Raw genomic sequence first — 22,631 nt, 5'->3', positions numbered from 1 at the left:
TGAGGAATGGGAAAGGAAGGTGTGATGCAATGCACCACACCTAGAAATATTAAAGTGCAGTTACGTTAGCTGCTTGAGGGCCTTTTTTACCCTGTTCTACTTCAAAGCTTACTTTTTGGCCTTCAGCCAAAGTTTTAAAGCCTTCAGAAACGATTGAGTTGAAGTGAACGAACACATCAGCACCGCCGTTATCTTGAGTGATGAAGCCGAAACCTTTAGTTTCGTTGAACCATTTAACTAGACCAGTAGTTTTATTAGACATAGATACCTCTATAAAATTTTAAATATTAAATACACGCTACGAACAGAAGCTATTTATGGATTATCAGGAGAAGCTATCGCAGGTGGTAGACGAAAGGTATCGAATGTTTACTGAGAAAAGACTTTTGCTAAATTTACACTAATAGCTCATTTGCTAGAGCTGTGGGTACTATACAGGTAGTTTTAAAAATCACTAGTGTTATTTTCACTTTTTCCGATTTTATTTTTATTCGTAAGCGAACGTGTTCTAAAAAGAAAACATTGGAATACAAATTGCAGCATAGTGGGATGAAAAGCTCCTATGTGGACGTACATAAGAGCTTTTAGCCTTGTATTCAATTACATCGACTCAAGCTCTCCATCACGCCAGGGCTCAATCACCACTTTAATATGATCATTGGGCGTCATTAACGTATCAAACGCAGTTTGCACACCATCAATGCCCACTTTTGCAGTCAACATTTTACGCCAAGGCAACTGGTTATCAGCGATGCGCTGCAGGCACTCGGCAAACTCCTGTGGTCGATAGTAATAACTAAAACGCAGTTCTAGCTCTTTAACGGTTGCATAAGCATAATTAATTTTTGCAGGTGGAGGATGCAGCATTGAACGTGTGGCGAAGGCACTTGATCTTCACCCTCGTACTTTTCAACTGCGCTTGAAAGGTTGCGGCAGTAGTTATAGCCAACTACTCCAAAATGTACGTCGGCGCCTCGCTGAACAACTGTTAAAAAGCCAACAGAAAACGATCACCGATATCGCCCTGCAATTGGGTTACTCCGAGATAGCGGTTTTTAGCCGTCATTTTAAACTCTGGACTGGACTCTCCCCCAGTCAATGGAGGAAGCAATACCACATCTCATCAAATCACTCATCAAACATTGTGCATTGATAAAATTTGAGGCAATCTGCTTAAATTCCATTCAGCAAAGTGATGACTTTGTTAATGGCGCCAACCTAAATTGAAGAGTCCTTCTGAGTGGCTCTTAGCTGTAAGGAAACAGAATGTCTTTTCGCGATCGTCTCTTAGCACTGACTATCGTCCTAATATGGGGCGTCAACTTCGTTGTGATCAAAGTCGGCTTACAAGGTATGCCACCGTTATTACTTGCAGGTTTACGTTTTGCCTTGGTCGCGTTTCCCGCGGTTTTCTTCATTAAGCGACCAAAATTGCCGTTTAAGTGGCTGGCGTGCTACGGCTTAACCATCTGTTTCGGGCAATTTGCCTTACTGTTCTGGGCTTTGAACGTCGGCCTTGCGGCCGGACTCGCGTCGCTACTTTTACAAGCGCAAGCGTTTATTACCTTAGCGTTCGGCGCATTATTGCTAAAAGAAAGAATCCACAGACACAACCTCATTGCTGTTTTGACGGCAGGCATTGGTATTTATTTACTGGCAGCCGCGCAAGGTGATGATGCTGCCTCGCTGACCGGGCTGACCTTAACCTTAATTATCGGCGCCGCCTCTTGCTGGGCGCTAGGAAACATCACCAATAAAGTGATTATGCACCATTATTCCGTGCCAACGATGTCTTTGATCGTCTGGAGTGCATTTGTGCCTATGACGGCGTTTTTCGTCTCTTCCTTTTGGATTGAAGGGCCGCAATTGATGGTCAGTTCACTGCAAAATATCGAATGGCATAACCTGTTTGCTATTGCTTATCTATCATTGCTTGCCACGATTGTAGGCTATGGCGGTTGGAGTTACCTGCTAAGCCGCTACCAAACCTCTCTGGTCGCTCCACTTTCCCTGCTGGTACCTGTATTTGGGCTTTTAAGTGCTTGGTTACTGCTGGATGAAAGTTTAAGCGGGTTGCAAATCGCAGGCGTGGTGGTGATCGCTCTTGGACTCATCATAAACGTGTTTGGTCAAAGTTGGTTCCAGCGCAAACCATTATCCAACAGCGATGTCGTGCTATGACTCGCCAGTTACTAACCCTTGCCTCTCTCACATTTATGGAATGACATAGGGTTAGTGATCACATCTCTAACCTATTCTATTGCTTGAAAAAAGGATTGATACCGTATCTTTTATCTATCACGGTTTGATGCTAAATAGTCGATATCGGTTAGAGGTCAGAAATGTTTAAAAACAAAAAACTTGTGCAAGAAAACCAAGCACTAAAACAGCAGCTTGCAGCTTTGCAATCACAATACAACTCGGATATCGAATCGCTTAACGCGCAACTACAAACCTACAAAAGCCAAGTTACCCAGAACCAAGCCAACAGCGACGTTGGGAACGACCTTATGAGCAGTAGCCTAAAAGGCGGCGATATGCTGCTCGCCATTCGCGATGGAATGGTGCAAAGCGCTCAGTCTCTGGCACAAGAAGACGAAGCGTTAAAACAACTTGATGATATGTTTAAACAAACTCATCAAGCCCTGCATCGACTTGATGAGCGTGCAGACAATATCCAAACTCAAGCTAGCCAGAGCATGAGTTCCGTTGAACAGCTTGATTCAACCGCAACGTCGATCAGCCAATTAGTTTCATCTATTCAAGAAATCTCTGACCAAACCAACTTACTGGCGTTAAATGCTGCCATTGAGGCGGCGCGAGCTGGAGAGGCCGGGAGAGGTTTTGCCGTCGTAGCTGACGAAGTTCGCAAACTTGCCAGTAAAGCGCGTGAGGCTAGCGAGCAAATCGACGCTCGCGTCAATCAGGTCATGACTCAGGTGGGGTCGATAAAAACAACCATACAAGAAAACCAAAGCTGTGCCGAGGAAGTGTCCGTTTCATCAGCGCAAATCGGTTCTATCGTCAATGATGTGGTCATCAAGTCTCAACACATGCAACAAGTGATTCGAATCGCTTCTACTCGCGCTTTTCTTGACACCGTTAAACTCGACCACGCCGTGTGGAAAAATAACGTGTATCGTTTACTGCAGAGCCAGTCATTTAATGAAACCGTCAATAGCCATTCAGAATGTCGCCTTGGCCAATGGTATTATCATGGTGACGGACAATCTTTCCGTCACTTACCAAGCTACAGCTTAATTGAAGCGCCACATCAACAAGTTCATGAAAGTGGCCGCAACGCAATGACGAAGGCACAGAAAGGCGACATGCAACAAATGGTGTCCTCTATCAATGCAATGGAATTGGCCAGTGAGCAAGTCGTGCTACAAATTGACCGTTTGATGGGTGATATCGTCGAGCACTAAATTAGAAAACCGATGCTGCATTCTTCATTCACGGTTGGCTCAAAGTCAAAGCACCAAGGGCGTCTGCCCTTGGTGATTTTTCATACTCTCGATACGGGGTTGCTGCCATTAACGTGATAACCAAGCTGGAATGATTTGAGTACCACGATTAAGCATGTAGCCAAAGTGGATATTCATATACGCCAGTGGTTCTAAATACCGTGCGTTACTGAGCGCGCCTGCATCTACCGCGTCAAAACCCGCTTCGTTTGCCAAGGTGAGTACCGTTTGTTTAGCGGTTTCATCATCGGCTGCAATGAAGGTTTGAGCTTTGCTACCATTAAACTCAAGCCCTTGCTCGTACACTTGTGCAAACACGGTGTTAAAGGCTTTGACCACGGTTGCGTGAGGCAATAATTTTTGAATCTCTTCGCCAGCGGAGGTTTCAAACCCGATGCTTAAGCCAGAAAAATCGGCCTTAACAGGATTCGTCACATCAATCACAACTTTACCAGCAAAATCAGCGTCATTTGCCAATGTGCGAACAGCATCATAAGGCGTGGCGAGAATCACCACATCCGCACCTTTAACTGCTTCTGTAATGCTTGAAGCTTGAACATTTGATCGGCCTAGCTTGTCAGCAAGTGATTGTGCTGCCTGTACATTTCTTGAGGCGACTGTCACTGTGTAAGCGGTTTGACCAAAAGTCAGAGCCAAACCTGAGCCGATGTTACCTGAACCAATGATTGCGATATTCATAATATTGTCTCCAATTCCTTGTATCTGTTTGTTGCGATGATGTTTCGCTGTGTGATTAGTATCCCCCTGGTTGACCTTCGCCACAATGGAGATTATAAAGAATCAATTTCCACAAAATATTCTTAATTGAGGTCACTAAGCATGGATGTGATTGATGGTTTAAAAGCGTTTGTGTATACCGCACAAACAGGTTCGTTTACGGATGCCGCTAATCGCTTGGGGATTTCTAATCGTTTAACGTCCAAATACGTTGCACAACTCGAAGACAAAATTGGCGCGCGATTATTGCAACGCACCACTCGCCAAGTTGGATTAACACCACAAGGAGAAGCACTATTAGCGCGAGCCCCTGCGTTAATTGCTGAACTGGACGATTTATTAGGCTGCGCCTCTGAAGACGCGAAAGGATTGACCGGCTCACTGCGAATTTCAGCGCCCGTCACTTTTGGTGAAATGTATATCAGTGAAATGCTTGGCCGTTTCTCGGCGCAGCATCCAAATTTATCAATAGACTTAAGACTCAATGATTCGCACGTGGACTTAGCCGCAGAAGGGTTTGATGTTGCGTTTCGAATTGGGTCACCAACACTAAATACGCTTAAAGTGCGTAAACTCGGTACCATCACTAGCGTATTAGTCGCTGAAAAGCAGTATCTACAACGTATGGGTGAACCTCGAACCCCAAATGAACTCGAGCATCACATCTGTATTCAAGATACCAATATGCGTGAAGCAAGTCGCTGGGTGTTTACCAAAGACAACATCGAGCATGTATTCCATCCGTCAAAAAACTTTACCGTGAACAATGCTCGTATCGCCAAACGCTGGGCAGAAAACGGCTTGGGTATCACACTTTGCCCTAGTTTTCTGTTACAAAACAACCAAGATAGCGATGGATCTGCTTTAGTGAGGCTGCTCCCGGATTATACGATGAAGACACTGCCCATTTGCGCTGTGTACTTGAACGGTAAAGTAACGCCAAAGAAAGTCCGACACTTGATCGACTTTGCGGTTCAAGATTTTGACGATAGCAAGTTATCAGCTTGCCGCTTAGAAAATTAGCAGCTAAGACATAAACCCGTTATTGAATATAAACTCCTGTACCGAAAAATTGGATATTTAACCTTTGAGAATATCTATTTCATTTTTTCTTAAACACTAGAAAAATAATAAATATATAAATTACGAAAATGTGAATAAAGAAACCTTTTCTATACTGACGAAATAATTCAGAACAATAACATCAAAAATATATCATCCACCCAGTATGAAAAATATGAACGAAGCGTTAGTTTAGGAACCCAAAAATGCAGGATAAAAAGGAATTAATTCAAAAAGTTCTTAATGTTTTTGAAACAGGATCAATCAAAGGAAAATATGATCAATTAGTCATTTACCGTGATGGAATCGATGATAGTAAACAGATTACGTTTGGCCGATGCCAAACGACAGAACAAGGCAATCTACTGACATTAATAGAAATGTACGTTGAGTGTGAAGGTGCTTATTCTGATGATTTTGTGCCCTATTTAGAGCTAATAGGACGTACGCCATTACATGAAAACAAACCATTTAAGGACCTGTTAATATTGGCAGCCAAAGACGATGAGATCATGCGTAGCACTCAGGATAGATTCTTTGACGATGTTTACTGGGAGCCAGCGATAGCTTGGTGTGAGCGCCACAAACTGGACCTCGCGTTAAGTGCATTGGTCGTTTACGATTCTTTTATTCACTCTGGCAGTATTCCAATGTTCTTGCGTAAGCGTTTTATCGCCATGCCGCCGTCAAAAGGAGGCAATGAAAAGACATGGATCGCATCCTATGTCAGCACACGCCATCAATGGCTTAAATACCACCGTCGCCCTATCCTACGTAACACGATTTATCGAACTCAAACTTTGATCAATGAAATAGAGAAAAATAACTGGGATCTTAATACCATACCAATTATTGCCAATGGAATACCCGTATCGTAAAACGCATCATTGAACTCGTCACTCATTGATAAAAAGAAATCATTATTTAACGCCCGCCATTTTTCTAAAAGTGAAAGAATGAAATAGTCTCTCACCTATGACGAAAATTTTAATCCTCTCTATCTTCATCTTGCCCAACCATAAGGTTCAAACTTTAATAAATGGCGTTAAAGCACTTACTGATTATTTATTAATAAATCGCTAACTGAATGTAATTGAATTATAACCTAAGGATATAATTATGAATTATCATTTTAAAAACCTTGTTTTTGAAGGTGGTGGGGTAAAAGGAATTGCTTATTTAGGTGCGTTGAAAGTACTTAATGAAAAAAATATTCTTGAAAATATACAACGTGTTGGTGGCACTTCAGCTGGAGCCATCAACGCAGTCTTGGTTGGCCTTGGCTACAGTGAGAAAGAAACAGAAGCTATCCTTTGGAATTTAGATTTCAACAACTTCATGGATGACTCCTGGGGCATAAGTCGCGATACTCAAAGGCTGCTCAATGAATTCGGCTGGTATAAAGGCGACTTTTTTCGACATTGGATCGCTCAATTGATCAAAGCCAAGACTGGCAACACTGAGAGTACCTTCGCCGACATCGAAGCGCTAAAGCAAGCCAAAGGCTTTAAATCGATGTATTTTATGGGCACCAACCTTTCTACCTCTTTTTCTGAAGTGTTCTCAGCAGAACATACGCCCCGAATATGCGTGGCTGATGCAGCAAGAATTTCTATGTCTATCCCACTCTTTTTTGCATCAAAACGCAGTATGCGCGGCGATGTCTATGTGGATGGCGGTGTGTTGGATAACTATCCCATTAAGCTGTTTGACCGTAAAAAGTATCTCGAAAACCAAAATTACGTTGAGCCAAGCTACTACAAAAAGGTCAACAAGCAGGTAAAAGCAATTGCAAGGCCGATATCAGAATACGTCTACAACAAGGAAACGCTTGGATTTCGATTAGATTCCAAAGAAGAAATATCGGTATTTCGTGACCACGCCGCCCCCACCAGCCAGCGAATTGACAGTTTCTTTGACTATACATGGGCCTTGATTAACACCTTCATGGAAGCGCAGCAAAATAGCCACCTTCATAGTGATGATTGGGCTCGCACCGTGTATATCGATACCTTAGGCGTCAATACCACAGAGTTTGATCTCTCCGAACAGAAGAAGCTGGCGTTAGTTAGTTCTGGACTAGAGGGCGCCAACGACTATTTCAACTGGTATGACAAATCGAAAATTGCACCGAATAAATAGAGCATCTTATGGATGCCTAAGTCGATGAGCGCAGCAAGGAGCAGAGGATGCCTGAACATTTAAAATCGTTTTTGGTGGGCGGCATTGGTGGAATTTTACCAAAGTCGCTGACGCTCGCCATTTTATTAACCAACAGCCCAACAGCTCAGGTTACAGATAAAATCGTCTTTAGTTTCTACATTGGTATCGCGCTGTTTTTTGTGATCGGCGGTGTGATTTCAGTGTTTGCCGTAGAACGAGAGCGTAAATTGGTTGACTACCTATTTGCTGGCATTGCCGCGCCATCACTCATTGTCTCAATTGGCTCGGGGATGAACGAGTCTAATCAGCAAGCATTTGCCAATATATTGGTTCCCTCAGCGATAGCCTCTGAAGTTCACCCAGAGCAAAACGGCTCAGGCTATCGCTATGTCATTACTTCTGTACCGCAAGGCAATCATGACTGGCGAAAATCCACACTCGCCTACGATATCCTGATTACTGACTCCAAGGGCCAGAAAAAGTCAGTCGCCATATCATGGCCGAATCCAACCGAAACCATTCATAGCGACAATCCAATTACCAAAATAGAAATGCAAGATGAGAATGGAAAAGAGATTAATGCATTAACCATTGATGAACCGAGCTCTGGTGAGTTGATAGTGCACCCTGCGGTTGAATCCCAACTCGATTTCATGTGGATGCTCGGAGCGAAAGGTAAAGCCAAAGTTGTGAATTGTGATATGAAATTTGTGCCCGAAAAATCGTGATCGAGCCAGTATAGAAGACGATTCACTCCTCGCATCCGCCCGTGCTCGTAATATGTGGCTAAAAAAATAGCTCATTATTTAATGAGCTATTCAACAACGGTTTTTAAACCGTATTCACAGTGGTTCTTTATGACAATGCATCGACTAATGCTTTACCAACGCCGTGAGCGCTGGCCGGGTTTTGACCGGTAATTACTCTTTCATCAACGATAACCAGCTCTTGCCACGGTTGGACTTTGCTAAAGCGAGCAGCTTTTCTTGCCAGTGATTCTTCTAATAGAAACGGGATATCAGCGATGGTTCCGAAATCGATCTCTTCTTCGCGTGTAAAGCCCGTTACTGATTTTGAGCCAAGCAGCGTTTCACCATTGCTCAATGTGATTGGAAGCATCGCCGCTGGACCATGACATACTGCAGCGATATAACCACCGTTCTCGTAATGTTTTGCTGACAATTGGGCAAAACTCGCGTCAGTTGCTAGGTCAGACAGCAACCCAAAGCCTCCGGGATAAAATACCGCGTCATAATCCTCAATCTGAATTTGCGTTACCGGAATCGTATTAGTGACTCGGTTCTGGAAGTCTTGGTTAGCCAATACTTTTGCGTTGACCTCGTCCCCTTCCATATCTGTCCCATAAAGTGGGGCTTTGCCGCCTTGAATCGACGCAATGTCATAATCAAAACCAGCGGCCATTAGCTCATGGATAACATGAGTAATCTCTGGAGAGAAAGTACCGTTAGCCTGATCAGTTTCGCCTAACGTTGCATGGTTGGTGACAGGGATAAGAATTTTTTTCATTGTGCTTTCCTTAAGTGCTGAGTACCAAAACATGTTAATTCAAACCCAATTGGATGATAATATAGATAATTAACAAAATATTATTGCTAAATAGCAACAATAAGGACGTATGAATAGTTTCGACGGGATCATTGAATTTGTCGCGGTCGCTGAAAGCCAAGGCTTCTCCTCAGCGGCAAAGCAACTCGGCTGTAGTACCAGCCACATCAGTCGTCAGATATCCAAACTGGAAAAGAGACTGGGCGTGACTTTGTTTGCTCGCTCTACCCGGCAGGTTAGCTTAACCGATGCCGCACAAGTCTATTATCAACGCTGTAGAGAGCTGGTTAATGGATTAGAACAGGCAAATGAAGGGCTAAAGACACAACAAATTAATTTAAGTGGCACATTACGAGTCAGCGCTGCTGGCGCTTTTGCCGAAGAACATGTCGCCGCTGCCCTCATGGCGTTCTCAAGCTCGTACCCAGAACTTACCATTGAGATGGATTTTAACTCTCGCTTTGTCAATTTCATCGAGGACGGTATCGACTTCGCGATTCGCTACGGGGAACTGAAAGATTCAGGGTTAATGGCCAGAAAGCTAGTGGATAGGCCGATGGCAGCGGCTGCCAGCTATGACTATTTATCGCGTTATGGTCAACCGACTCATCCAACCCAATTAAAGCAGCATAGCTGTATCGTGACGAACAATGAGCATTGGGTGTTTGAACACAATAACAACACCATAACCACACGGGTTCACGGTCGCTGGAAAAGCAATAACTCACACGCTGCAATTTCGGCGTGCGAGCAAGGTCTGGGCATTGCCTACATGCCTAAAAGTAGCCTGTCAAAAGGCTTAGAGTCCGGTTCGCTGATTCCAGTACTCGAAGATTTTTGGGGACGAGGAAGCAGCAGTTGGATTGTGTATCAGAACCAGCGCTTTCTTCCTTTGCGGGCACGCCTAGCAATAGACTATCTAGTAAAGTATTTCTCAGACTGGGATTAATTTGGAACAGAAACCCCTTCACACCATCCATACAAGCAATGAAAAAGTTCAAGTTCAATGATATCAAAAAGTAAACATGTATCCTTGAGTATGCTACCGTAGCGACGATATTTACGTGCTTGGAGATAGATAATGAATAGCGGTTTGGGTAACTTCTTTCCGTACTTTGCTGGTGCTTTTAAGATCATTGTATTGGTGATCGGAGGCTATTTAGCGATCAAATGGCATTTTGATGAAGATCGAAGAGTGAAAGAAGCAGCCGGCGAGGTATTTGATAGACCAAGTGCGATAAAAAAATTAGCAATGATATTCGCTATCCTGGTGCTTGCGACCCTCGCGATCATTTTGGTGATTTATGCGACCGACAAGTTACTCTACTGATGGTCTTGGTGTAGCGATAGGGGGGGAAGCGTCCCCCACACTCACCAATAAAAGCCGCGCATTAAGAAATTTGCTCACGATAACGCTTCGGACTTAACCCCGCCTTACGTTTAAACACTCGCGAAAAATACAGCGGATCAGTATAGCCAACAATGCGACCAATGTGGTTGACTGAGTAGTTGGTGGTGACTAACAACTGCTTGGCGCGGCTGATGCGTTGGTCATCTCGCCATTGGGTGATGGTCATTTTCATTTCATCACGAAATAGGTGCCCAAGGCGTGAAGAAGATAAGCAGGTATGGTCAGCAATATCTTCAAGGGTGAAATCTTGATTCAGGTTTTGCGTCATGTAATTCATCGCTTCAATCACACGCGGATCAATCGGCTTACTTACCACATCAGGCTGCACGGTTTTACAGCGAATCAACAATTGTTCCAGTAGGTTGATCGCTAAGTCATCGCGATAAGGCATGTCTGATTTTGCCGCGTATTCAATATCGATAAACAGCCGTTCAATCTGCTCAATATTGTTATGATCGAGGTTTTGGGTCACAAACACACCGTTACGCTGTTCTTGCCAGTTGAGCCAATCATTCCAAAAGGCGCGTGGACGGAAATAAACCCAGCGGTGAAACCAAGAAGCACTGTCCTTTTGACGCTGATAGAAATGCTCGGCGCTGGGCGGAAACAGCAGCAAATCGCCCGCTTTAACATCAAATGCTTGTTCGCCAGAGAAGATCGTCCCTTCGCCTTGGCTGGTCATATTAATGATGTAACCTTTCATGCCGCCGGGACGTTCAATCAGAAAGTCCAGTTCATCACCTTCAATGATTGGCGTCAGACCCGCGACCAAATGGGCATTAAAGTTGTAGCCGGGTTTTAGAGGATCATTATTTTGCATAGGGGGTACTTTTTTTGGCTCAGTGTATGATCGCGTTATCGATAAAACGAATTCATGGTTCACATTTTATTAAGAACGATCCACTGAGTGGCGGAAAAAGCTTCACGAAAAAAGTCCGTTTTTTCAGTTTGAGACAAAAATTCACTCGGCATACCGTTTCGCTGCCGCTTTAAGACATCGGGAATCGAACTCGGATTGACAGGGGCAACATCGCTGAAAGCCGGTTGTAAGGTCGAAATGCTGTGGCGAATATCAAGTCGGGTTGGCACACTATTACGCGCCAAATATTCAATCACTAACGAGCCTTGGTGAAAGTAGTAGTTCATATTGACGGACAGCGTCTCGCTATGCCGTAATTGGCACCACTGCTCTATACGCTGGGTTTTATGCCGAAATCGCCATTCAACGTCATCAACAGTGAGAAGCTCACCATTGTTTAACACTTCCAGTTGACCCAGGTACATACGTTCACTTTGATAAGTCAGCTCAAATTGGCTAGGTGAATGGTCAAACACCGAGAGTGCCCAAGAAGCATCGTGTAATTGATAGGTTTCCTTTGCGGTATGAGAAGTCACAGTTACTGCCCTATAAGCCCCCACGAATGTGGGGGCCAATTGATGGTTTAAAGACCAGAAGTCATACGGAAATAGGCGCTGTTATTTTTAAGCTCTTGCTTGAATTGACGCAGCTGAGTGCTGTTATCAATCACCACCATTTCAATACCCGCAATTTCCGCGTAGTCCGTTAAAGTATCCACAGATACCGCTTGGCTGTAGACGGAATGGTGAGCACCGCCGCCATGAATCCAAGCTGCTGCTGCAACATTAAGGTTTGGCTGAGGTTCCCATAACGCATGAGCGACAGGTAGATGGGGTAATGATTGTGGCGGAGTTACTGTATCCAGCACATTCACCAACATTCTGTAACGGCTGCCCAAATCAATCACAGAGACATTGAGTGCCGGACCTTGTTCTCCGCTGAAGATCAAACGTGGAATATCCGCGCGGCAACCGATGGTGTGCAGGTGAATTTCCAATTTTGGCTTTTTCGCGGCGATGCTTGGACACACTTCCAACATATGTGCACCAAGAACTTGGTCTTTCGCCCCAAAGTTATAGGTGTAATCTTCCATAAAGGAAGTACCACCTTTTTTGCCTTGCGCCATCACTTTCATGATGTGCACCATGGCTGATGTTTTCCAGTCACCCTCACCGCCGTAACCAAACCCTTTTGACATCAAACGTTGGGTCGCTAAACCTGGCAAGTTGGTGGTGCCGGTCAGGTTTTCAAATGTATTGGTAAAAGCTTTCGCGCCAACTGCGTTGAGGAAATTTTCCATCCCCAGCTCTAAACGCGCTTCTTGTACCATGAGTTTTTTCAAATCGGTGTCGGTCAATAGCGACGGTGACATATCATAGGTTGAAGCGTACTCATCAAGTAATGCGTTCACATCGGCATCGGAAGTCTCGTTAATCGCTTCAGCCAACTCACCCAAGCCGTAAGCGTGCACTTCGTAACCAAATTGGATTTGCGCAGAAACTTTATTGCCTTCAGTTACCGCAACTTGACGCATGTTGTCACCAAAGCGCGCCACTTTTAGATTTTGACCTGCATCGATACCAATCGCCGCGCGGCACCAGTCATCAATTTGTTGGTGAACTTCTGGGTTTTGCCAGTGACCAACCACTACCTTACGATCAAGGTTTAAACGCGTACCAATAAAGCCAAATTCACGGCAACCATGAGCACTTTGGTTGAGGTTCATGAAGTTCATATCGATCTCATCCCAAGGCAGTGCAGCATTGAATTGAGTGTGCAAATGTAAGAATGGCTTATTAAGTTGTGACAACCCAGCGATCCACATTTTCGCAGGCGAGAACGTATGCATCCACAAAATTAAACCGACACATTCTGGGTCATTATTCGCAGCGCGACATACCGCCAAGATCTCATCCGGCGTTTTCACCGTGCCACGTTCTTCTACCGGTACTGAAATGCTTTCAGCACCATTCAATCCGGCAACAATTTCAGCGCTATCGCGTGCCACTTGCTCTAACACTTTTGGTCCGTAGAGATGTTGAGAACCGGTAACGAACCAAACTTTTTTATCGTTGAAGACTTTCATAGTTATCCCTTATTTTTTGCTGGATTGATGTTGGCCGTAATACGCGTTTGCGCCATGTTTGCGCAGATAATGCTTATCCAATAACGCTTGATTGATGTAGCGAACATCTGGATTAATTTGCAGAGTTTGTAATGCCATCCCGGCGACGACTTCGACCACGACCGCGTTATGTACCGCTTGGTCGGCATCTTTACCCCAGGTAAAAGGCGCATGTTCTTTCACTAGAATGCCGGGAGTTGCCAGCACTTCACTGTCGGCAATGGTCTCGACAATCACTTTGCCCGTATTCAGTTCGTAATCGTTGGCAATTTCGTCGTCACTCAGTGCTCGCGTGCAAGGAATGCTGCCGTAGAAATAGTCAGCGTGTGTGGTACCTAAAGCTGGAATCGCAGTTCCGGCTTGCGCCCAAGCGGTTGCCTGCGGCGAGTGGGTATGCACAATACCACCAATTTCTGGGAATTGACGATAGAGTTCCAAATGCGTCGCGGTATCAGAAGAAGGATTGAGATCACCTTCGATAATTTCGCCGTGGAGATCAACGACAACCATGTTCTCCGCGCTTAACTCTTCGTACTTCACACCGCTGGGTTTTATTACCACCAGCCCTGAATCACGGTCGATGCCCGAAACGTTGCCCCACGTGAACGTCACCAAGTTGTGGCGCTCAAGATCCATATTGGCTTGCCAAACTTGGTGGCGAAGCGTTTTTAAACGCTCCGCGACATCAGAGGTTGGTTGCCATACTGTGTGTTCAGTCATGATTACGCTCCTGATGTTGATGGTATTCCGCCATCTGTTCGATGTGTCCGCCAAATTCACGGTAGCTGGCGTAGCGCGCCGCACGCAGTGCTTGGACTTCTGGGTTTGGTTGGTAGACAGAACGAATCGGGCTCGCCATCACTTTTTGTGCGGTTTGTGAATCTGGGTGTGCTCCCGCCGCCACAGCCGCAAAAATCGCAGCGCCCAAGGCGCAGCACTGATCGGATTCAACAACCGCAATTTCACGGCCAATAACATCAGCACACATTTGCATTACGTAAGGCGATTTCTGGGCGATCCCGCCGATGGCAATCACACGGTCCACTTTGACGTCTTGGTCAACAAAACAGTCAACAATGGCTTTAGCGCCATGCGCCGTAGATTCGACTAAAGAAGAGAACAGCGCTGGCGCGGTGCTGCCAAGGTTAAGCTCACCTAACGCACCTTTAAGCCGTTGGTTTGCATTGGGGGTGCGGCGACCATTGAGCCAGTCCATCGCCAAAGGCGATTGAGTCTGAATTTGATATTCCTGTGCTGCTTGCGAGAGCATGGGCAGCAGTTCACCATCAAGTTCTTCCGCTGTTAAAGCAAAATCAGGATTTGCCGCTGCATAATGTTGTAGCGGCCACATTAATAAGCGTTTAAACCAGGCGTAGACATCACCAAACGCTGATTGACCCGCCTCTAATGCCAATAAACCAGGCGTTGCACTACCAAGCACCTGCCCGCATATGCCATGAATCGTGCGATCGCCGACTTCTTCATTTTCAACCATCAGAATGTCGCAAGTAGAAGTACCAATGACTTTGACCAAATCTCCAGCGCCAGCCCCAGCACCAACTGCGCCCATATGGCAGTCAAACTCACCGACCGCAATGGCGAGCCCTGCAGGCAACCCGAGTTTGTCTGCCCACTCTTGAGTTAATACGCCAGCCTGTTGGTCAGCGGTGAAAACTTCAGTAAACATGCGCTCACGCATGCCATTGAGCGTTGGAGAAATCGCAGATAAAAACGCTTGGTCTGGCAAGCCATCCCAGCTGCTGTGCCACATCGCTTTGTGCCCTGCTGCGCAAACGCCGCGGCGCAGATGACTTGGGTGTTCGTTGCCAGACAATAGCGCTGGAATCCAGTCACACAGCTCAACCCAGCTGTAGGCACGCTCTGCAACGCTATCGTCTTGCTCACTCACCCAAGCCGCTTTTGCCCAGAACCATTCCGATGAGTAGATCCCGCCGATGTAGCGAGTGTAATCAGGAAAGTCGCCCGAGTGGGCCAGTTGGTTGATCAAATCGGCTTTCGACACAGAGGTATGGTCTTTCCACAACACAAACATCGCATTTGGGTTGTGTTCGAATTCAGGTAATAACGCTAAGATTTTACCTTCGGCATCAACGGGCGCAGGTGTGGACCCTGTGGTATCGACTCCGATACCAACCACCGACTGTGCCAATTCGCGGGGCGCTTGTGCCAATGCTTCCTGTATCGCATTGGTCATCGCTTCAATATAGTCACGAGGGTGATGGCGGAATTGAGAGTGCTCAGGCACACAGTATTTACCTTCCATCCATCTTGGGTAATACACCACTGAAGAGGTCACCTCAGCTCCCGTTTCAGCATTAACAATAAGGGCACGAACCGAATCTGAACCAAAGTCCAATCCAATGACATGCTGCTGTTTCACATTATTAGTATCCATGACAGCTCCAACTGTAAGGTCGCAATATACCCAATGTTATAGCGAGAGCTCGGCAAATCTCCCATAAACCACAACGCTAAATTTATGGACAAAAACGTTACGAGGTTTTTTTTGCGTCATTGATAATGAAATGCACCCAACTTGTTACCAGTGGCGATTAATTGGTCGAAAAATCGTTTCACTCGCACCAAAATCATTCAAAAGTGCACCATAGCCATGCAAATGAGAGCTAGATCATAGTCTCGCACGCTAAATAAATGGACAAAATTGCTACTTTTTTCTGTTGTGATTTTTATCACTCCAATTACTTGTTAGTTACAAGAATAATGGAGGTGAATATTTACCCCCTACACACCAGTGGATGGAATAACAATGAAACTAAAAACTCTACTCGCAACTGCTGCACTATCGGGTCTCACCTTGATGAGTGCGTCTGCCAATGCCTTCTTTGGTTCTAGTGATGATGAACTTAAGCTCGGCTATCTTGTAAAACAACCTGAAGAACCTTGGTTCCAAACCGAATGGGCCTTTGCTGAAAAAGCCGGTGAGAAGTACGGTTTTGAAGTGGTAAAAATGGCAATTCCAGACGGTGAAAAAACCCTAAATGCTATTGACACACTTGCCGCAAGTGGTGCCAAAGGTTTCGTTATCTGTACGCCAGATCCAAAATTAGGTCCAGCGATCATGGCCAAAGCCAAAAGCTATGATCTGAAAGTCGTCACTGTTGATGACCAGTTCCTGAATGCCAAAGGTGAACCAATGACCAACGTACCATTGGTCATGATGGCTGCGAGCGAAATCGGATACCGTCAAGGTTCTGAGTTGTATAAAGAAATGACTAACCGTGGCTGGGATGCCTCAACCACTGGTGTTATGGCAATCACAGCAGACGAGCTAGATACAGCACGTCGCCGTGTTGATGGTTCCATCAAAGCGTTGAAAGAAGCTGGCTTCCCTGAAAACCAAATTTACCGCGTTCCAACCAAAACCAACGATATTCCTGGCGCACTGGATGCAGCGAACTCTCTACTGGTTCAATACCCAAATGTTAAGCAATGGCTGATTGTAGGTATGAACGACAACACTGTACTGGGTGGCGTGCGCGCGACCGAAGGCCAAGGATTTGATGCAGCCAACGTTATCGGTATTGGTATCAATGGTGTTGATGCTGTTAACGAACTGGCGAAATCAAAACCAACCGGCTTCTATGGCTCACTACTTCCTAGCCCAGACGTACACGGCTTCAAGAGTATTGAATCACTTTACCAATGGGTAAATGACGATGTTGAACCGAAGAAATTCGTTGAAGTAACCGATGTCGTCCTGATTACACGTGACAACTTTAAAGCCGAACTCGAGAAAAAAGGCCTATAAGCCGCTGTCGTGGTGGCCCACTTGGGCCGCCATATCACAAATTCGGAGAGAAATACTATGGCGGGATCACCTTCTTACTTAGAGTTTCGCAATATCTCAAAGCATTTCCCTGGCGTAAAAGCGTTGAACAACATCAGCTTTCGAGCCAATAAGGGCAGCGTACATGCGTTGATGGGAGAAAATGGCGCTGGGAAGTCGACTCTACTTAAAACCCTAAGTGGTTTGCATAAGCCCACTGAAGGCGAACTGATCGTCGATGGAAAAAGCCTTGAATTCATCAAAACTACCGATGCGCTCGACGCAGGTATTGCCATCATTTATCAGGAACTTAACCTGGTTCCTGAACTGAGTGTGGCTGAAAATATTTATCTGGGCCAGATGCCAACTAAAAACGGGCGCGTCGATACCGATACGCTCAACAAAAATGCACGTGAACAGCTCAGTCGTTTAGGAGAACATTTTGATCCTTCACGCCCATTAAAAGAGTTTTCAATCGGCCAATGGCAGATGGTGGAAATTGCCAAAGCCTTAAGCCGTAATGCGCAAATCATTGCCTTTGATGAGCCAACCAGTAGCTTGTCTCAAAGAGAAATTAAAAATTTATTTAAAGTCATTCGCGAGCTGCGCGATGACGGAAAAATCATTCTTTATGTTTCGCACCGTATGGAAGAGATCTTTGACCTGTGTGATGCCATCACCATTTTTAAAGATGGCACCCATGTTCAAACCTTCGATGACTTAAGCACACTGACCCACGATCGCTTGGTTGAGCTGATGGTTGGTCGTGAAATCAATGATATTTATAACTACCGTTCTCGCCCATTAGGTGAAGATGGCTTGCGCCTTGATAATATCGAAGGCAAAGGCTTAACGGCCCCTGTCTCACTCAACATTCTGCAAGGCGAAATTCTTGGCTTATTTGGTTTGGTGGGCGCAGGGCGTACCGAATTAACTCGTTTAATTTTTGGCGCAGAAAAATCCACCGCAGGGCAAATCTATCTTCACGGTGAACCCATCTCCATTCAATCACCGCAAGATGCGATCAAAGCCGGCATCACGCTATGTCCAGAAGACCGCAAAGCGGATGGCATCATTCCGATCATGTCAGTGGAAGAGAATACCAACGTCAGTGCCCGTCGCTGGCATCTAAAACTTGGCAGCCTGATTGACTTCAGTTGGGAAGGCAAAAACGCAGAGAAGCAACGTCAAGCGCTTAATGTCAAAACCGCCTCTTTACAGCAAGCCATTGGTGAGCTCTCTGGAGGTAACCAACAAAAAGTCATCCTTGGTCGCTGGTTATCCACCGCGATGAGTGTGATTTTGCTCGATGAGCCAACCCGCGGCATCGACGTAGGCGCCAAATCGGAAATCTACGAATTGATTTTCAACTTGGCGGAAAACGGCGTCACCGTATTGGTCGTATCCAGTGACCTTCCTGAAGTCCTTGGCATTTCTGACCGTGTGCTGGTGATGAAAGAAGGCGCCGTAACTGGCGAACTGAAACGTGAAGAATTTAACGAACAAGCAGCTCTGAGCCTCGCCATGTTGGGCGACGGACAAGCTGCAGCCTGATACGAAGGAATATCCTATGTCCCTATCTAGTTCAACCAAAGTCCTCAATGAGGAAAAACCAAAAAGCGCGATGAGTCTCGCCGGTATTTGGGATCGCTTCGGCATGCTAATGGTATTTGCTGGTCTATTTCTGTTGTGTGCCTTTTTCGTTCCCTACTTTGCCACTTTCATTAATATGAAAGGATTGGGGCTTGCCATTTCGATGAGTGGTATGGTCGCTTGTGCCATGTTGTTCTGCCTGGCGTGCGGCGATTTAGACTTATCGGTCGCCTCAATCATTGCGTGTTCAGGTGTCGTAACGGCGGTGGCTATCAACGCGACCTCAAGCGTGGTTCTTGGCATCGGTGCTGGCTTGCTGTCTGGTGTTGCATTTGGCCTGCTTAATGGCTTTGTGATTGCCAAACTGCAAATTAACGCGTTGATCACCACCCTTGCAACCATGCAGATTGCACGTGGTCTTGGCTACATCATATCCGACGGTAAAGCGGTCGGTATTACGGAAGAAAGCTTCTTCTCTTTGGGTAATTCTTCGTTTATCGGCGTACCAACGCCCGTATGGTTAACCATTGTCACCTTTGCCGTATTTGCGTTCTTGCTTAACCGCACGGTTTATGGTCGTAATACACTCGCCATTGGTGGTAACGAAGAAGCCGCCCGATTGGCCGGGGTTAACGTGGTGAAAACCAAGATGATCATCTTCACTGTCTCTGGGTTTATCTCGGCGCTTGCTGGGGTGATTCTTGCTGCGCGGATGACCAGTGGTCAGCCAATGACTTCCGTCGGTTTTGAACTTGTTGTCATTTCAGCTTGTGTACTTGGTGGTGTTTCACTAAAAGGCGGGATTGGTAAAGTTTCTTACGTCATTGCTGGTGTACTTATTCTCGGTACGGTTGAAAACGCCATGAACCTATTGAATATGTCTCCATTTGCACAATATGTGGTACGCGGTGCGATTCTGCTAGCAGCGGTTATTTTTGACCGATACAAACAGAAGTCTCGCGCTTAAATATTAATTCGAAGCCCATATTAATTTAACTATTTCGATTCTATAAAACGCCTCAATTATGAGGCGTTTTTTTGTTTAAGACTTTTATCGTATTGCTAATTAAATATTGTATAAAATTACAAAAAAAAGACATTAACACAAATATTAATAGCTCATAAAAATTCATTACTAATTCCGCTATTATAATGGATTTTTTTGCTATCGATGACCGGCTGTGACCTACCTCTAACCCAATATTCAGTGGGTTTCCTAATCTATTTTCGTATAAAAAATATACACCTGCAGTTCCTATTAATACCCTACACGTGAAAATATAAAATATAAGATAGAGAAAGATTATGCTAAAAAAACTCACCCTTGCGACTGCCATCGGTAGTCTCGTTATGTCTGCCTCCGTTTTTGCCAGTTCCTTAACGGTTGGCTTTTCTCAAATTGGTTCAGAATCAGGATGGCGCGCTGCCGAAACTGCGGTATCCAAAGCTGAAGCTGAAAAGCGTGGCATCAACTTGAAGATTTCTGATGCTCAGCAAAAACAGGAAAACCAAATCAAGGCGGTACGCTCGTTTATCGCCCAAGGGGTTGATGCGATCTTTATTGCCCCCGTGGTTCAAACAGGCTGGGGCCCGGTACTTGAAGAAGCGAAAGACTATGAAATCCCTGTATTTCTTCTTGACCGCGGGATCACCGTCGACGATGACTCTTTGTACATGACTGCCGTTACTGCAGATAACGTATTAGAAGGGAAAGTTGCTGGCCAGTGGCTCCTCGAGACCGTCAAAGACAAACCGTGTAACGTGGTCGAACTGCAAGGCACCGTCGGTGCCAGTGTGGCGATTGACCGTAAGGAAGGCTTTAGCGAAGCGATCAGCAATGCGTCCAACGTCAATATTGTGCGTACCCAATCTGGCGAATTTACTCGCAGTAAAGGGAAAGAAGTCATGGAAAGCTTCATTAAAGCAGAGAACGGTGGCAAAAATATTTGTGCGGTATTCTCCCATAATGACGACATGGCCATTGGCGCGATTCAGGCAATTAAAGAAGCCGGTTTAAAACCAGGCGACGATATTTTAGTTGTCTCGATAGATGCGGTTCCGGATATTTTTAAAGCCATGATGAATGGTGAAGCCAATGCCACTGTAGAATTAACACCAAATATGGCAGGCCCTGCCTTTGATGCGCTTATTTCATATAAAGAAAATGGTACTCAACCTCCGAAAAAAATAGTGACCGAATCCAATCTTTATTTGCCGAAAGATGCAAAAGAACAATTGGATATGAAAAAAGACCTCGGTTATTAATTTTTGATAAAAGCCTCTCACTGAATCGAATTTTTTTCGACGCTTGGTGGGAGGCTTTGGAGTGGGTATGTCATCGATGCAAAGTAATGACGTTATATTAAGCGCACAAGGGATCAGTAAATTTTTTCCTGGCGTGAAAGCGCTGCAGAATGTCGATTTTTCGTTGAGAAAAGGCGAAATTATGGCGCTGCTTGGTGAAAATGGCGCCGGAAAATCAACCTTAGTGAAAACGCTAACCGGTGTTTACCAACGTGACGCTGGTGATATTTTTTTAGATGGACAATCCATCTCTCCCCAAAATACCGCGCATGCGCAGCAATTAGGAATTGGCACTGTATATCAAGAGGTCAACTTATTGCCCAATATGTCGGTTATGGACAATCTGTTTATCGGCAATGAACCTAAAAAATGGGGCTTTGTCGACCGTAAATTGATGGCGCAAAAAGCCAGCCAAATCGTGACCAGCTATGGTTTAAATTTGGATGTAACTCAACCACTAAATAGCTTTTCCGTCGCGATTCAACAAGTGATTTCCATCGCGCGCGCGGTATCGCTTTCCGCCAAAATCTTAATTCTGGATGAGCCAACCGCCAGCCTTGATAGTAGTGAAGTGGACATGCTGTTTGGCATCATGCGAGATCTACGTGCGAAAGGCATTAGCCTTGTTTTTATCACTCACTTCCTCGACCAAGTGTATGAAGTAAGTGACCGCATCACGGTGCTGCGCAACGGTCAGTTAGTCGGAACGCACGAGACGCGTCAATTACCACAAATTGAACTGGTTAAACTTATGCTTGGGCGTGAACTCGAAGACAATGCGCTCAGGCGAGCAGGCAAAACGCAATTGAGTGATGAGCCTGTGGTCGAGTTCAGCCAATATGGTAAAAAAGGCACCATCGAGCCCTTTGATCTTAAAGTGCACGCTGGCGAAATCGTAGGGCTTGCCGGACTTCTCGGTTCAGGCCGCACTGAAACCGCCAAAGTTATCTTCGGTATTGAACCGAATGACAGCGGCAGTTGTAAACTGAAAAGCCGTCCAACTAAAGTCACATCAGCGCGCCAAGCGTCCTTGCAAGGTTTTGGTTTCTGCCCTGAAGATCGCAAAACTGATGGTATTATTGGCGCGGCATCGGTCAGAGAAAATATCATTCTGGCGCTTCAAGCCCAGCGAGGTTGGTTCCGTCCCATATCGCGCGCCGAGCAAGAAGAGATGTCGCAGCGTTTTATCAAACAACTCGACATCAAAACGCCCAATATCGAACAGCCGATAGAGTTTCTCTCTGGTGGTAACCAGCAAAAAGTGCTGCTCGCACGCTGGTTGCTCACCAAACCCCGCTTTTTAATTCTCGACGAACCAACACGCGGCATTGATGTCGGCGCGCATGCCGAGATCATTCGCTTAATTGAATCACTGTGCGCCAATGGCTTAGCACTCCTAGTTATCTCTTCAGAACTTGAAGAGCTAGTCGGCTACGCTGACCGCGTCATCGTGCTACGCGATCGCAAGCAAGTCGCGGAAATTCCAACCGAAGAACTCTCGGTACCCGCCATTATGCAAGCGATAGCGATGTGAG

The 22,631-nt window shown here is 45.5% G+C and carries 22 protein-coding genes and 1 pseudogene; 14 read left to right on the top strand and 9 right to left on the bottom strand.

The features are described 5' to 3' along the window. Window positions 1–49 precede the first annotated feature (49 nt). Window positions 50–262 (bottom strand): transcription antiterminator/RNA stability regulator CspE, encoded by a 213-nt coding sequence (gene cspE, locus M1D72_RS00710; protein WP_390192901.1) that lies wholly within the window; start codon window positions 260–262, stop codon window positions 50–52. 338 nt (window positions 263–600) lie between these two features. Continuing rightward, complete coding sequence (locus M1D72_RS00705) at window positions 601–867, bottom strand: hypothetical protein (protein ID WP_456295159.1); 267 nt, start codon at window positions 865–867, stop codon at window positions 601–603. On the opposite strand from M1D72_RS00705, the pseudogene M1D72_RS00700 reads away from it, so the two are divergent. From M1D72_RS00700 to M1D72_RS00690, 3 genes and pseudogenes are all read left to right on the top strand, one after another. After that, window positions 854–1,153: pseudogene (locus M1D72_RS00700) on the top strand (helix-turn-helix domain-containing protein); the annotation flags it as partial. The gene M1D72_RS00705 and the pseudogene M1D72_RS00700 overlap by 14 nt on opposite strands. Before the next feature lie 113 nt (window positions 1,154–1,266). Continuing rightward, complete coding sequence (locus M1D72_RS00695) at window positions 1,267–2,181, top strand: EamA family transporter (RefSeq protein ID WP_456295158.1); 915 nt, start codon at window positions 1,267–1,269, stop codon at window positions 2,179–2,181. 161 nt (window positions 2,182–2,342) lie between these two features. Continuing rightward, the gene (locus M1D72_RS00690; RefSeq protein WP_456295157.1) at window positions 2,343–3,428 is read left to right on the top strand and encodes a methyl-accepting chemotaxis protein; all 1,086 of its coding nucleotides are present in this window, start codon (window positions 2,343–2,345) and stop codon (window positions 3,426–3,428) included. A 108-nt stretch (window positions 3,429–3,536) separates the two neighbouring features. Here M1D72_RS00690 and M1D72_RS00685 read toward each other — a convergent pair whose 3' ends face one another. Then, window positions 3,537–4,250: an NADPH-dependent F420 reductase gene (locus tag M1D72_RS00685; protein ID WP_456295156.1), complete on the bottom strand. Its 714-nt coding sequence runs from the start codon at window positions 4,248–4,250 to the stop codon at window positions 3,537–3,539. A 57-nt stretch (window positions 4,251–4,307) separates the two neighbouring features. Between M1D72_RS00685 and M1D72_RS00680 the strand changes: the two genes are divergently transcribed. The 4 genes from M1D72_RS00680 (at window position 4,308) to M1D72_RS00665 (ending at window position 8,158) form a co-directional block, all read left to right on the top strand. After that, window positions 4,308–5,228: a LysR substrate-binding domain-containing protein gene (locus M1D72_RS00680; RefSeq protein WP_456295155.1), complete on the top strand. Its 921-nt coding sequence runs from the start codon at window positions 4,308–4,310 to the stop codon at window positions 5,226–5,228. A 245-nt stretch (window positions 5,229–5,473) separates the two neighbouring features. Further along, a complete protein-coding gene (locus M1D72_RS00675) occupies window positions 5,474–6,145 on the top strand; it encodes a chitosanase (RefSeq protein WP_456295154.1) in 672 nt (223 codons plus the stop codon). A 241-nt stretch (window positions 6,146–6,386) separates the two neighbouring features. Then, window positions 6,387–7,409, top strand: coding sequence for a patatin-like phospholipase family protein (locus M1D72_RS00670; RefSeq protein WP_456295153.1), 1,023 nt, complete (start codon window positions 6,387–6,389; stop codon window positions 7,407–7,409). Window positions 7,410–7,456: 47 nt separating this feature from the next. Further along, window positions 7,457–8,158 carry a hypothetical protein gene (locus M1D72_RS00665; protein WP_456295152.1) on the top strand — a complete coding sequence of 234 codons (702 nt, stop codon included), beginning with the start codon at window positions 7,457–7,459 and terminating at the stop codon, window positions 8,156–8,158. 127 nt (window positions 8,159–8,285) lie between these two features. On the opposite strand, the gene M1D72_RS00660 is transcribed toward M1D72_RS00665, so the two are convergent. Continuing rightward, window positions 8,286–8,957, bottom strand: coding sequence for a type 1 glutamine amidotransferase domain-containing protein (locus tag M1D72_RS00660; RefSeq protein ID WP_456295151.1), 672 nt, complete (start codon window positions 8,955–8,957; stop codon window positions 8,286–8,288). Between the two features lie 109 nt (window positions 8,958–9,066). Between M1D72_RS00660 and M1D72_RS00655 the strand changes: the two genes are divergently transcribed. Both M1D72_RS00655 and M1D72_RS00650 read left to right on the top strand, forming a co-directional pair. Beyond that, window positions 9,067–9,945 carry a LysR family transcriptional regulator gene (locus M1D72_RS00655; protein WP_390192879.1) on the top strand — a complete coding sequence of 293 codons (879 nt, stop codon included), beginning with the start codon at window positions 9,067–9,069 and terminating at the stop codon, window positions 9,943–9,945. 132 nt (window positions 9,946–10,077) lie between these two features. After that, on the top strand, window positions 10,078–10,326 hold the full coding sequence (locus M1D72_RS00650) for a hypothetical protein (RefSeq protein WP_456295150.1): 249 nt from the start codon (window positions 10,078–10,080) through the stop codon (window positions 10,324–10,326). A gap of 61 nt (window positions 10,327–10,387) precedes the next feature. On the opposite strand, the gene araC is transcribed toward M1D72_RS00650, so the two are convergent. From araC to M1D72_RS00625, 5 genes are read right to left on the bottom strand one after another with little or no spacing between them, the layout of a single operon-like run. Next, entirely contained in the window at window positions 10,388–11,227 is an 840-nt protein-coding gene (gene araC, locus M1D72_RS00645; RefSeq protein ID WP_390192877.1) for an arabinose operon transcriptional regulator AraC, read from the bottom strand. A gap of 59 nt (window positions 11,228–11,286) precedes the next feature. Beyond that, window positions 11,287–11,802 (bottom strand): hypothetical protein, encoded by a 516-nt coding sequence (locus tag M1D72_RS00640; protein ID WP_456295149.1) that lies wholly within the window; start codon window positions 11,800–11,802, stop codon window positions 11,287–11,289. 47 nt (window positions 11,803–11,849) lie between these two features. Continuing rightward, on the bottom strand, window positions 11,850–13,352 hold the full coding sequence (gene araA, locus M1D72_RS00635) for an L-arabinose isomerase (RefSeq protein ID WP_390192875.1): 1,503 nt from the start codon (window positions 13,350–13,352) through the stop codon (window positions 11,850–11,852). A 9-nt stretch (window positions 13,353–13,361) separates the two neighbouring features. Next, window positions 13,362–14,111, bottom strand: a complete 750-nt coding sequence (locus M1D72_RS00630) for an L-ribulose-5-phosphate 4-epimerase (RefSeq protein WP_456295148.1) — start codon at window positions 14,109–14,111, stop codon at window positions 13,362–13,364. Continuing rightward, a complete protein-coding gene (locus M1D72_RS00625) occupies window positions 14,104–15,807 on the bottom strand; it encodes a ribulokinase (protein WP_456295147.1) in 1,704 nt (567 codons plus the stop codon). The genes M1D72_RS00630 and M1D72_RS00625 overlap by 8 nt, the downstream gene beginning before the upstream one ends. 372 nt (window positions 15,808–16,179) lie before the next feature. On the opposite strand from M1D72_RS00625, the gene M1D72_RS00620 reads away from it, so the two are divergent. The 5 genes from M1D72_RS00620 (at window position 16,180) to ytfR (ending at window position 22,630) form a co-directional block, all read left to right on the top strand. Then, on the top strand, window positions 16,180–17,181 hold the full coding sequence (locus M1D72_RS00620; protein WP_390192870.1) for an arabinose ABC transporter substrate-binding protein: 1,002 nt from the start codon (window positions 16,180–16,182) through the stop codon (window positions 17,179–17,181). Between the two features lie 57 nt (window positions 17,182–17,238). Continuing rightward, window positions 17,239–18,753 carry an L-arabinose ABC transporter ATP-binding protein AraG gene (araG, locus tag M1D72_RS00615; RefSeq protein ID WP_390192868.1) on the top strand — a complete coding sequence of 505 codons (1,515 nt, stop codon included), beginning with the start codon at window positions 17,239–17,241 and terminating at the stop codon, window positions 18,751–18,753. A gap of 16 nt (window positions 18,754–18,769) precedes the next feature. Then, a complete protein-coding gene (gene araH, locus M1D72_RS00610) occupies window positions 18,770–19,759 on the top strand; it encodes an L-arabinose ABC transporter permease AraH (RefSeq protein ID WP_390192866.1) in 990 nt (329 codons plus the stop codon). 338 nt (window positions 19,760–20,097) lie between these two features. Beyond that, complete coding sequence (ytfQ, locus tag M1D72_RS00605) at window positions 20,098–21,057, top strand: galactofuranose ABC transporter, galactofuranose-binding protein YtfQ (RefSeq protein WP_456295146.1); 960 nt, start codon at window positions 20,098–20,100, stop codon at window positions 21,055–21,057. Window positions 21,058–21,124: 67 nt separating this feature from the next. Beyond that, window positions 21,125–22,630 carry a galactofuranose ABC transporter, ATP-binding protein YtfR gene (gene ytfR, locus M1D72_RS00600; RefSeq protein WP_390192864.1) on the top strand — a complete coding sequence of 502 codons (1,506 nt, stop codon included), beginning with the start codon at window positions 21,125–21,127 and terminating at the stop codon, window positions 22,628–22,630. Window position 22,631: the final 1 nt, after the last annotated feature.

This window comes from Vibrio sp. AK197, from assembly GCF_053903115.1.
This window is presented reverse-complemented; position numbering and strand designations above follow the sequence as displayed.